The following is a 12,171-nucleotide window of genomic DNA, read 5'->3' as shown; positions in this document are numbered from 1 at the left end:
TTTTATGATGTTTCAATAAATTACCTTAGAGATAAAGACCAGGTGGACTACTTAGTAATGCCCACCCCCTTTGTTCCTTTTGAAAATGAGAATAATCTGCCAATAATAAAAGTTCCTGCTCAATTCTTTCTGACGAAAGATTTTGAAAAAATCAAAGAATATATCGATGCTTATTTCGAAAAAAACAGCACTAAGTAAGGCTTGTTCAAGTGTTTTAAATTCTTGCTGATTAATATTGGTATCAATCAGTCTTTATTCATGTCTGCTTACTGATATCTCTCCACTGTTGTCGTTTCTCTGCATCTATTTTCGTTTATCAAGGAGTGAATTTAAAGTATGCTTCAAGAGGTTTAGGACATAAAGAATTGAAAATAATTCTTGGAATGTATCAGCATTTTCTTGAGGAAATAGTGCAATAAGAGTTTCAAATTATTCCTGGGGCATTGGTGAGCTTTTGTATGAAGATATGATTTCCTGCAAAATCCGTGCAAAATGATTTCATTTTCTCCAATTTTCTTATCGTTTTTTCCAATAAAAAACAAGAGCCCTTGGTATATAAGAATTTCTTATACACTGAGGGCTCTTTCAATTTCTATGTAAGGAGAGTACAGGATTTGAACCTGCGCGCCGGGATGAACCGGGTCGGCGGATTTCGAGTCCGCTGCATTACCACTCTGCCAACTCTCCATAAGCTATATTTTCTACTTTTTTCAGAAAAAGTCAAGAAAAAATCTGCAATCCGTCAGAAAAAGTGATTGCAGATTTGTTTTTATTGAAAAATAAAAATGTCTTTCGTATCCTTATCTAAAATCCCGGCAATCGTTTCCTCAATCACCTTAATAATTTGTTCATCCGTCGGTGTGATGATTCCTGCTGACATTAATGAAGCAATACCGGTGACGACGATCCAAGCACCATTGTGTAAGGCAATGATTGCTTCTTCAGATAAATCCGCGTACTTGGGTTCTGACTTGATCAATTTTTTGAAATAATCAGACGAAAAATCGTGCATGAGTTTACCGCCACCATAATCGTCTACGAAAAGAGCAATATACAGGTTGTGTTTTTCTTGTGCGAAGTGAATGTAGTTTAATCCTAAGTCAATGACTTTGTCTCCAGTCCGTTCAACAGGAAAAACGTTTTCTGAAAGATCTTTAAAAACTGCTTCAACTAAAGTATTTTTCAAATCCTGCATATTTTCAAATTCCAAATAGATCGGTTGTGTTGAAATTCCCATTTGCTTTGCTATATTTCGGGCTGTAAAGTTGCCAAATCCTTCTTTATTGATCAACTCATACGCGGCCTTCAAAATATGTTCTCTTGTATAGACCTTTCTTCGCATCAATAAATCCCCCTTTTCCTTTTTCTAATTGTAACCGAGAATGAATGAATTGAAAAATAATATACTCATTTCGTTATCTTATAACTAGCTGTTTTATTCTAAAAGAATGGGTACTAGTTTAATTATGATGTTTTTTACCAATAAAAAATCATTGTTACTTTCTAAAAATAAGCTTTTTTGTGTGAGAATAGTTATTTTACTCGCCGGATACTTCTCTTGTTGAATCCGCTTGAAAAAGGTAAACTAAAGAAAAAAATAGTTTTCAAGATAGAGAGGCTCTCGTATGCAAGAAACCAATGAATTACTGTTAGAAACTTGCCTCTTGGCAGGGAAAATCATGATGGAAAATGGCTCTGAAGTTTATCGTGTAGAAGATACCATGAATCGGATCGCTGCAAATGCTGGAGAAGGAAACAGCATCAGTTACGTGACTGCTACTGGGATCTTTATGGGCTTACGTAGTAGTCATTACGCTCAAGTAGAAAATGTTCACGACCGGGTCATCAATTTAGAAAAAATAGTGGCGGTTAATCGACTTTCTCGCGCTTTTGCTGAGGAACAGATTACGCTATCTCAATTATATACCTCCCTGAAAGAAGTCAATCAAGTGACGCCTAGTTTCCCTCTTTGGTTGCAAGTATTGAGTGCTGGCGTGGTCAGCAGTACCTTAATGATTATTTTTGGTGGTAATTGGTCTGATTTTTTAGCCACCTTTTTTATTGGCAGCCTCGGTTTCATTACAGCCCTTTGGGTAAAAAAAACCATCGATATCCGCTTTTTGGATATGTTCGTCGCCTCTTTAGTCATCGGCACGCTAGCCATCTTATCTGTACGTGTTGGCGTGGCGGGAAATGTTGATAACTTGATTATTGGTGCTGTAATGCCGTTGGTTCCTGGAGTGGCCATCACAAATTCTTTTCGTGATATTCTTGCCGGACACTTGATTAGCGGCACAGCTCGAGGAACGGAAGCGATTTTTACTGCAGCCGCAATCGGTGTAGGAATCGCCACCGTCTTTACACTGTTTGGAGGTTTATCATGACCATTTTGATTCATGTCTGTTTTAGTTTTTTGAGTACCGTCACCTTTGGCATTTTAACAAATATTCCGAAACGTGCATTGATTGCAACGGGGATCGCAGGAACTGTTGGCTGGATGATCTATTGGCAACTTCATGAAATGGGCCATGGCATCGGCAGTGCCAATTTCTTTGCCGCCTTTGCAGTTGGCTGTGTGAGTATCTTTTTTTCACGACGTAAAAAAATGCCGATGATTATTTTCAACATTCCCAGCCTAGTTCCCCTTGTTCCTGGCGGTCCAGCTTATAAAGCGGTTCGTGAATTTGCCCTAGGAGACAATTATTTAGGATTAGAGAACCTGATGATCGTATTGATCACTGCAGGAGCCATTGCTGGTGGGTTTATGATGACCAGTGTCGTTGAAAAGACTCTAGCCAGTTGGCAAAAGAAACGAAAGGTGTTACTGGATAAAAAATAGAATTACACACCAACAAAAAAGATTTGTGCCATCCGAAACTCTTCAACAAGTGATAATTTGTACATGAAATGCTAAATTTTTCTTATTTCAGACTTTAGTACAATGCCTTTGAGCCATTCTTCTTTTATAATAGAGTTATCGAATCTTACAAATTTGTTTGACGAATGTCATTTATTTTGCTGGATTTTTCTAATGACACCACGTATAGTGGAATTAGAAACGAATAAAGGAGATGAAAGTCTGTGAGTATAGCCACTTCACGTCGTATCATTAATACGATATCAATAATTGGATTAGGGTTATCGATTGCCTTAACAATTTATTTCATTAATTTAGGTGTCTTTAAAGATATTAATGCTCTGCGGGGGCTAGTAGGCAACTCTGTTATTTTGGGACCGATCATCTTCATATTGTTACAGATTTTGCAAGTTGTGATCCCCATCATTCCTGGCGGCATTTCCAGTGCAGCTGGTGTACTGATTTTCGGACCTTATCTTGGATTTGTCTACAATTATGTCGGCATTTGTATTGGTTCAGTGATCATCTTCTTATTAGGTAGAAGATATGGCAAACCATTCATCCTCAGCATGATCAGTGATAAAACGTATGATAAATATATCGGTTGGTTGGATAATCAAAGCCGATTTGAGAAACTTTTTGCACTTGCTATCTTTTTACCGGTAGCCCCAGATGATGCGTTGTGTTTAATGGCTGGACTGACGAATATTTCAGTCAAGAAATTCACTTTGATCATCTTGCTAGCAAAACCATTATCGATTTTCTTATATAGTATGGCATTGATTTATGGCGGTACATTTTTAACAGGATTACTAGGCGGCTGAGTCCCTTCTTAATCACAAAAACAAGCACAGGAAATTTCCGAACTATAGATGGTGGTCATTCCTTTCATTATAGGAATCAAACACGATAGTTCGGTTTTTTTATAGTCTAACGTTAGGATGACGAACATGAAATATCTAAAAAATAGTTTGATCAATACTTGGGATTTTTTAAAGGCAAGCGATGCTTATTTTCGAGATGTTTTGCTGATGCATGGCTTCATGCTTTTTTTGGTAATCCCTTTGCTTTCTTCCTCAACCAAATTTGTCCTCCGACGCGGCGGATTAGCCTACTTATCATTTGATAACATTGGCAGTATTTTTACGGAGCATCCGATGGTTCTGCTCTCGCTAACGCTTATCTTGTTGTTGATTTTACTGGCAGTTTTTTTTGAATTTACTTTCCTACTGCTAAGCGTCTATTTCATTAAGAAAAAACAGCCGATCCGTTTGCGACAACTGTTGCGGATGACCTTCTTACAAATTCGCAAATTACGCCCCATGACATTCTTATTTTTCTTGTTTTATTTCTTTTTGATTTTACCGATTGGCGGACTAAGCTTTAATTCAGACCTGCTTTCTAAAGTGAAAATTCCTGCTTTTATCATGGATTTCATCTTTACAAATCGGGTTTTGATTATCAGTGCCGTAGTTCTTGGGTATCTGCTTTTGATTTACTTGGGGATTCGTGTGATATTCGCTTTACCAGAAATGATTTTACGGGATCGTCCATTTCGTCAAGCCATTCGTGAAAGCTTACAGGCGACAAAACGTCGCTTCTTTGCCATCGTCGGTCAATTTGTTTTTATTGGCGGTGCGATTTTATTCATTTCAACAGTCGGTTTCACTTTTTTGATTCTTCTACAAGCAATCATTGAAGAACTTTTCGCTGACTATGCGTTGTATTCGGCAGTCTTCATTATGACTCTTCTTCAACTCGTCTTGTTACTGAACATTATCTTGTCCACCGTAGCGATTTTTTATATCATTGTTGATTTCATGGACGATGAAGGTTTCTTGCCTGAGATACCACAATGGTTCAGCCAAGAACCATTGCCACCCAGGAACTTCCAGCGGCTAAAAACTTCTTTACTCACTGTAGTCGCCGTTTTCTTTGGTGTGGGCGTCAGTCTATACAACATGAATTATCTGACCTCTGCAGCGAATGTTCGACCATTGACGATTTCCCATCGGGGGGTCAGTAACGGCCAAGGTGTCCAAAATTCCTTAGAAGCATTGCGCTTCACTAGTGAGACGTATCATCCTGATTATGTGGAAATGGATGTTCAGCAAACCAGTGATGGTCATTTTATCGTCTATCATGATTTCTCCTTTAAAGCGTTGACTGGCTTCAATCAGAAACCGGAACAATCAACTTTGGCACAAGCACAAAAACTAACCGTTTCTGAAAATGGACAGACGGCACCGATTGCTACCTTTGATGACTATTTGGCATTGGCCAATTCATTAAATCAAAAATTACTGGTCGAAATTAAAACACAACAAAAAGATACAGCTGCACTGGTTCATTCCTTTCTTGAAAAATACCAGGAAACTCTATCTAAAAACAATCATATTTTGCAAAGCTTGACCTATAATGTCGTAGAAGAGTTGAAACAAGCTGCACCAGAACTAACTGTCGGCTATATCATGCCCTTCAACATCGTCGGCCCCCCATTGACTAGTGCTGACTTTTTAACGATGGAATACAGTACCATCAATCGCAACTTTATCTCATCTGCAAAAGCGGATCAAAAAGACGTCTTTGTCTGGACACCGAATGATGATGCAGAAATCAGTCGGATGCAGTTTTATGGTGTCGACGGCATCATTACGGATCGGATGGATATCTTAAATAAAACACTTCGTGAGTCCGCCGATGAAATAACTTACTCGGATAAATTACTGAACTTTGTCATTGGTGTCGGCTAAAGCGCGCCACAAATAAGACTGGCACTCGCCTGCGAAGATCAATCAGCGTCAACATTTTCCGCTTTCGGTTTGTTAACAGGATGTGATCTTGCAGACAAGAGGGCCAGTCTTATGTTTTATCATGCAGCCATTGCCTTGATCTTATCAAATTTTACTAACATTCGCTGATTAGAGGCCTGCACAACGGGTTGATCCTCCATCTGACAATCGGTCACTCTCACCAGTGCGGTATTGTCGTATAGCTTCTCAATAATACCGATGACCGCTTTCTTCACCCCAACAGGCTGACATACGTACATTTTTCCAATTTCAACTTCTACCATATTCCCACCTCAAAGCTTCTTCTTAGAAATATAATAACAAAAAAAAGTATTTATGCAAGCGCTTTTACAAAAAAACTCTCTTCTTTTTAAAAAGAAAGATGACAAAATCGTTCGCTTTTTCTAACTGGTGTGTTCGTGCATCTTCCTCGCAATTCAAGTAACCTATAGACAAAGGAGATGAACAAAATGCCAGCGATTCAAACATGTATTTTCGTTCTGTTGACTGTTGCACTATTGATTGGTTTAAAGGAAAACCGTTGATGGCCCTATCGGTTGCACTGGTAAAATGACCTTCCTATTTTTAGGATTTTATGTATGAAAGAAGAAGCGCTCTTACTCAACTATCGCGCGTATAGGAATGAAAAACGGGACTGTACCATAAGTCTCCTACAAGTCTATCCGAATATAGATCATTGCTCCTGCGATGCAGTGGCTCCTCGTCGCAAAAGGCTGAGGAATCTATCGCAATAGCATATGATTCGGATTCACTTGTTGGATGATGACTTATGTCACAGTCCCATTCTTTTACTCTATCATCACCAAAACTATCACCAGTTACAAACGAAAGCGAACCTGTTTCGTTCACCACTAATTTATAAAAGTTGAAAAAGCGTTGGTTTATAGACGTTCGTTCAATTCTTTTGCAAGTTCTTCAAAGCCTGGTTTGCCAAGCAATGCGAACATGTTTTTCTTGTAAGCTTCCACGCCTGGTTGGTCAAATGGATTCACACCATTCAAGTAACCAGAAATACCTACAGCGATTTCGAAGAAGTACATTGTGTAACCTAATGTGTAGGCATCCATTGTTGGGATCTTAACCAATAAGTTTGGTACATCGCCATCTGTGTGAGCCAATAACGTTCCTTCGAAGGCTTTGGTATTTACAAAATCAACTTCTTTTCCTTGTAAGTAGCCAAGTCCATCAAGGTCAGCTTCTTGCGTAGGAATTGTGATTGATTTACGTGGTTTTTCAACTTTAACAACTGTTTCAAAGATGTTGCGGCGGCCTTCTTGGATATATTGACCCAATGAATGCAAGTCAGTTGAGAAGTTTGCACTTGAAGGATAAATTCCTTTTTGGTCTTTTCCTTCTGATTCTCCAAATAATTGTTTCCACCATTCAGAGAAGTATTGCATTCCTGGTTCGTAATTGATCAGCAATTCGGTTACTTTGCCTTTACGGTAAAGGATGTTACGCATTGCTGCATATTGATATGCTTCATTTTTTTCAAGGTCATCACTAGCATAAGCTTCACTGGCATCTGCAGCACCTTGCATCAAGGCATCAATGTCCGCACCGCTGGCAGCGATTGGCAATAGACCTACAGCTGTCAAGACAGAGAAACGTCCACCAACATCATCAGGAATCACAAATGTTTCCCAGTTTTCAGCATCTGCTTCAACTTTAACGGCACCTTTTGCTTTATCTGTCGTTGCATAGATACGTTTATTTGCTTCTTCTTTGCCATATTTTTCAATCAAGCGTTCTTTGAACACACGGAACGCGATTGCAGGTTCTGTTGTTGTACCTGATTTAGAAATGACATTGACAGAGAAATCACGGTCGCCGATGATTTCAATCAAGTCTGCTAAATAAGTGGAAGAAATTGAGTTTCCTGCAAAAAAGATTTGTGGTGCTTTCCGTTCATCAGATGAAAGCAAGTTATAGAATGAATGATTCAAGAAATCAATCGCCGCTTTCGCGCCTAGATAAGAGCCGCCAATACCGATTACGACTAATACTTCTGAGTCTGATTGGATTTTTTCAGCTGCTTTCTTAATGCGGGCGAATTCTTCTTTATCATAATTTTTAGGTAAGTCGATCCAACCTAAAAAGTCGTTACCTGCACCAGTACCTTCACGTAAAAGTTTATCTGCTGCTGTAACTTGACTTTGCATATAGCTTAATTCGTGTTCATTCACAAATGGAGCCACTTTTGAATAGTCAAATTTGATGTGTGACATGATTTGTCCTCCTTGAAAAAATTAGTTTTTCATACAAGTACTACTTTACGTTTTTTTTGAACTTTTTTCAAGTAATTCCTTATATATCACCCATCTAGTAGAGTTAGACAAGTCCTTGAGAAATCATTGCTTTAGCAACTTTTTCAAATCCAGCCACATTGGCTCCTAACATGAAATTATTTTTTTGATCAAATTCTTCTGCAGTGTCACGGCAAGCGTCATAGATATTCTTCATGATCTCATCCAATTTTTCATCGACTTCTGCTTTTTCCCACTGCAAACGTTGTGAGTTTTGACTCATTTCTAAAGCAGAAACCGCTACGCCACCCGCATTGGCTGCTTTTCCAGGACAATAGTAGATGTCTTGCGCAATAAAGTATTCCGCCGCTTCAAGGGAGCTTGGCATATTGGCACCTTCAGAAACAATCCGGACACCATTTGCTTTTGCCCGTTTGGCTTGTTCTAGATTGATTTCATTTTGAGTCGCACAAGGGAAGGCTAATTCCGCTTGAACATCGAAGTCCCAGACAGACGCTCCTTCATGATATTCTGCCGTTGGACGAGCCTCGGCATAAGCGGTCAAACGTTCCCGCTTCACTTCTTTGATTTCTTTCAATAAGGCTAAATCAATGCCCTTTTCGTCATAGATAAATCCGGAAGAATCAGAACATGTGACGGCTGTTGCACCCAACTCATGCAATTTCTCAATCGCATAGATAGCCACATTGCCACTGCCAGACACAATCGCTTTTTTCCCTTGGAAATCTTCTTCTAAATCCTTCAGCAAGTGTTTAACAAAATAGACTGCTCCATAACCGGTAGCTTCCGTCCGATTTTTACTTCCCCAAAAATCTAGCGGTTTTCCTGTAAGGACACCTGCATCATATTGTTTCAGACGTTTGTAAGCCCCAAAGAGATAGCCAATTTCACGACCACCGACACCAATGTCCCCCGCTGGCACATCTAGATCCGGTCCGATATGTTTGGCTAATTCCGTCATGAAACTTTGGCAAAAACGCATCACTTCGCCATCTGATTTTCCTTTTGGATCAAAGTCACTGCCGCCTTTACCGCCGCCAATTGGTAAACCCGTCAAACTGTTCTTGAAAATTTGCTCAAAAGCCAAAAATTTCAAGATACTTAAGTTGACGCTTGGATGAAAACGCAGGCCGCCTTTATAAGGACCTAATGCCGAATTGAATTGGATCCGGTAACCGCGATTGACTTGCCAATTGCCTTGATCATCTTGCCAAGGAACACGAAACTGAATGAACCGTTCGGGTTCTGTTAATAAATCAACCAAATTTGATTCAATGTATTCCGGATGTTTTTCCAAGAAAGGAATGATTGTTGGTAAAAATTCATCGATTGCTTGTAAAAATTCCGTTTGGTTCTGATCTTTCTCATGTAGTTTCTCCTGGATCGCTTTTACATACTCTGAAGCATTTGTCATGAAGCATTACCTCCTCTAGTTACATTCTATTTTATAGAAAATTTCAGAAATTGCATCTATTTTTTACGAATTGTCAGAATTTTTTTTCGATTCATCAAATAAATAGCATTCTCCCCTCTGATTCCCGCAATATGGTACAATCCACAAAGAGGTGAAAAACGATGAAAAAATCCTACGATGTAATCGTAATTGGTGCAGGAACCAGCGGCATGATGGCCGCTATTTCAGCAGCCGAAAACGGTGCCGACGTATTGCTGGTAGAAAAAAATAAAAAAGTTGGAAAAAAATTGCTTATGACTGGCGGAGGGCGTTGCAATGTAACGAACAATCGGTCTGTTGATGATTTGATTGCCCATATTCCTGGAAATGGCAAATTTTTATATAGTACCTTTTCCCAATTCAATAATTTTGATGTGATGACTTTTTTCGAATCCCAAGGGGTCTCACTGAAAGAAGAAGATCATGGTCGAATGTTTCCTGTCACCGACAAATCGAAAACCATTGTTGAAGGTTTGTTACAAGCGATTCATGAAAAACAAGTGACGCTGCTGACGAATACGGCAGTCACCAAATTACTGCACGACGGAACTCAGATCCAAGGGATTCGGACGGAATTTGAAGAATTTACTGCGCCTTGCGTGATCCTGACGACTGGGGGGCGTACCTATCCTTCAACTGGATCAACTGGAGATGGGTACAAAATGGCCAAAAAAGTTGGTCATACGATCACACCCCTTTACCCCACCGAATCACCTCTTGTCTCAGAGGAGATCTTTATCAGCGAACGAACCCTTCAGGGGCTTTCTTTACAAGATATTGCTTTATCTGTTTTGGATGCAACAGGAAAAACCGTGGTTTCCCACACAATGGATCTCCTGTTCACGCATTTTGGGCTTTCAGGACCAGCTGCGTTGCGTTGCTCTTCTTTTGTCAATCAAGAACTGAAGAGTCATACGCCTGTCACTGTGGTGCTAGACTGCTTTCCAGATAAAACAGTCGATGACTTGCAAAAAGAACTAGCCGAGGGGGCTCATTCGAAGAAAAAATTAGCCAATGCATTGAGTGGCATCTTGCCTGAGCGTCTGCTGGAGTTCTTTATCCAGCGGCTGGCACTATCTGATCTGGTAGCGGATCAAACAACCCTTGAACAGTTGCAGGAATTAGCAGTCCTCATGAAGGGCTTTCCTATCCAAATCAGTAAAACATTTCCGTTAGAAAAATCCTTTGTGACAGGTGGAGGGATTCATTTAAAAGAAGTGAACCCCAAAACAATGGAAAGTAAATGTATCAACGGCCTCTATTTTGGTGGTGAGTTACTGGATATCAACGGCTATACCGGCGGATTCAATATCACTGCTGCCTTTTGTACCGGCCATGTGGCTGGCACTCATGCTGCGGAGATGGCCAGCTATTTTCACTATTAACAATGATAACTGCCCCTTAACAATCTGACCCGTTAAAAAGAAATTCCGAATCTTTCTAAGGCTGGCTTCTGAGTAAAATTGCCGCCGCATAAAACTGCTAGTGACATAGTGGGAAAGATTCGGTTTTTTTGTGCTGGTACGCTTAGAAATTGCTTATTGTTTGGCGTTTTTTATAAGAAGGCGTAGACTAAAAGAGAACTTAAAGGAGGCTGGAGAAATGAAACGTATTTCAAGAGGCAAATTTGAAAAAATGCAAAAACTTTCCAATGAAGACGGTGTGATTGCGGCATTGGCTATCGATCAGCGAGGATCAATGAAAAAAATGATGAAAGCTGCCACAGGACCCGATAATTTTAAAATGGAGCAAATTTATGACTTTAAGCGGTTGGTCTCACAAGAATTGACCAAGTACGTCAGCAGTATCTTATTGGATGAAGAGTATGGCTTCCAAGGAATCGAAGCGAAAAATTCCGATGCTGGTTTGATCCTGTCGTATGAGAAAACTGGCTATGATGTCAATACTCCCGGACGTTTGCCAGAGTTGTTGCCAAATGAATCTCTGCAACGTTTGGTCCAAAAAGGCGCTGACGCCGCAAAAGTGCTGGTTTATTACAATCCGGATGAACCGCAAGAAATTCTTGACACCAAGCATGCCTTTTTAGAACGCTTAGGTACGGAAGCGCAAGCCGCCGATATTCCGATTTTTGTCGAACCTATCGTCTACGATGATGAAATCACCGACGATAAATCACCGGCTTTTGCAAAAATCAAACCTAGCAAAGTCATTCGTACGATTCAAGAATTGACCAAAGACAAATACCATATCGATATTTTAAAAGTTGAAGTGCCTGTACAATTTGATTTGGTTGAAGGGTTTCAAAAAGAAGGTCTAGAAGCTGTCTATACCCAAGAAGAAGCTGCCAACTACTTCAGAGAAGCAAGTGATGCGGCCACTCGACCTTTCATCTATCTAAGTGCAGGAGTTCCCGCAAACATTTTCCGTGACGAATTGCGCTTTGCCGGAGAACACGGAGCAAAATTCTCTGGAATTCTTGGTGGACGTGCAACTTGGCGAGACAGTGTGGAAATTTATGGGAAACAAGGAGAAAAAGCCCTGTTGGAATGGTTAGATACTCAAGGAAGAGAAAATGTCGAGGAACTGAATGCGATTCTAAAAGAATATGCTACCCCTTGGTATGAATTTTATGGTGGATTGGACAATATTGAAGTCTTCGATATCTCCGTCATGGAATAATTTTTATCAAATAAAGGAGCCATTGCATGGAAGTATCACACTTCAAGCAATGGCTCCTTTTAGTTATTCGTTACTCGGTTTCGGAATCTTCAGCTGTTAAAGCGACAAACTCTCCTCGGACCAATTGACTCAAGTCCCTGG

Annotated in this window: 10 protein-coding genes, 1 tRNA gene and 1 pseudogene; 7 read left to right on the top strand and 5 right to left on the bottom strand. The window is 39.9% G+C overall.

Going from position 1 to position 12,171, the window contains the following annotated elements; all coding sequences use genetic code 11:
* Positions 1-198: pseudogene (locus Q0A12_RS06105) on the top strand (hypothetical protein); the annotation flags it as partial.
* Between the two features lie 401 nt (positions 199-599).
* Here the strand turns inward: Q0A12_RS06105 and Q0A12_RS06100 are convergent.
* Positions 600-687: transfer RNA gene (locus Q0A12_RS06100), tRNA-Ser, on the bottom strand.
* A gap of 82 nt (positions 688-769) precedes the next feature.
* Positions 770-1,342 carry a TetR/AcrR family transcriptional regulator gene (locus Q0A12_RS06095; RefSeq protein ID WP_291291772.1) on the bottom strand — a complete coding sequence of 191 codons (573 nt, stop codon included), beginning with the start codon at positions 1,340-1,342 and terminating at the stop codon, positions 770-772.
* A 283-nt stretch (positions 1,343-1,625) separates the two neighbouring features.
* On the opposite strand from Q0A12_RS06095, the gene Q0A12_RS06090 reads away from it, so the two are divergent.
* The 4 genes from Q0A12_RS06090 to Q0A12_RS06075 all read left to right on the top strand — a co-directional run bounded on the left by Q0A12_RS06090 (position 1,626) and on the right by Q0A12_RS06075 (position 5,610).
* A complete protein-coding gene (locus Q0A12_RS06090) occupies positions 1,626-2,384 on the top strand; it encodes a threonine/serine exporter family protein (protein ID WP_291291771.1) in 759 nt (252 codons plus the stop codon).
* On the top strand, positions 2,381-2,839 hold the full coding sequence (locus Q0A12_RS06085) for a threonine/serine exporter family protein (RefSeq protein WP_291291770.1): 459 nt from the start codon (positions 2,381-2,383) through the stop codon (positions 2,837-2,839). Before Q0A12_RS06090 ends, Q0A12_RS06085 begins: the two co-directional genes overlap by 4 nt.
* Before the next feature lie 242 nt (positions 2,840-3,081).
* Positions 3,082-3,681: a VTT domain-containing protein gene (locus tag Q0A12_RS06080; RefSeq protein ID WP_291291769.1), complete on the top strand. Its 600-nt coding sequence runs from the start codon at positions 3,082-3,084 to the stop codon at positions 3,679-3,681.
* 126 nt (positions 3,682-3,807) lie between these two features.
* The gene (locus Q0A12_RS06075; RefSeq protein WP_291291768.1) at positions 3,808-5,610 is read left to right on the top strand and encodes a glycerophosphodiester phosphodiesterase; all 1,803 of its coding nucleotides are present in this window, start codon (positions 3,808-3,810) and stop codon (positions 5,608-5,610) included.
* Between the two features lie 119 nt (positions 5,611-5,729).
* On the opposite strand, the gene Q0A12_RS06070 is transcribed toward Q0A12_RS06075, so the two are convergent.
* The 3 genes from Q0A12_RS06070 to gdhA all read right to left on the bottom strand — a co-directional run bounded on the left by Q0A12_RS06070 (position 5,730) and on the right by gdhA (position 9,351).
* On the bottom strand, positions 5,730-5,933 hold the full coding sequence (locus Q0A12_RS06070) for a hypothetical protein (RefSeq protein WP_291291767.1): 204 nt from the start codon (positions 5,931-5,933) through the stop codon (positions 5,730-5,732).
* Positions 5,934-6,551: 618 nt separating this feature from the next.
* The gene (locus tag Q0A12_RS06065; protein WP_291291766.1) at positions 6,552-7,898 is read right to left on the bottom strand and encodes a glucose-6-phosphate isomerase; all 1,347 of its coding nucleotides are present in this window, start codon (positions 7,896-7,898) and stop codon (positions 6,552-6,554) included.
* Positions 7,899-8,001: 103 nt separating this feature from the next.
* Positions 8,002-9,351 carry an NADP-specific glutamate dehydrogenase gene (gdhA, locus tag Q0A12_RS06060; RefSeq protein WP_291291765.1) on the bottom strand — a complete coding sequence of 450 codons (1,350 nt, stop codon included), beginning with the start codon at positions 9,349-9,351 and terminating at the stop codon, positions 8,002-8,004.
* Positions 9,352-9,512: 161 nt separating this feature from the next.
* Between gdhA and Q0A12_RS06055 the strand changes: the two genes are divergently transcribed.
* Both Q0A12_RS06055 and Q0A12_RS06050 read left to right on the top strand, forming a co-directional pair.
* On the top strand, positions 9,513-10,775 hold the full coding sequence (locus Q0A12_RS06055; protein WP_291291764.1) for an NAD(P)/FAD-dependent oxidoreductase: 1,263 nt from the start codon (positions 9,513-9,515) through the stop codon (positions 10,773-10,775).
* A gap of 217 nt (positions 10,776-10,992) precedes the next feature.
* Positions 10,993-12,030 carry a tagatose 1,6-diphosphate aldolase gene (locus tag Q0A12_RS06050; protein WP_366030920.1) on the top strand — a complete coding sequence of 346 codons (1,038 nt, stop codon included), beginning with the start codon at positions 10,993-10,995 and terminating at the stop codon, positions 12,028-12,030.
* Positions 12,031-12,171: the final 141 nt, after the last annotated feature.

Source organism: Enterococcus sp. (genome assembly GCF_022711995.1).
GTDB lineage: Bacteria > Bacillota > Bacilli > Lactobacillales > Enterococcaceae > Enterococcus_D.
The sequence above is the reverse complement of the archived record's forward strand: the minus strand, read 5'-3'. Positions and strand labels throughout refer to the sequence as shown.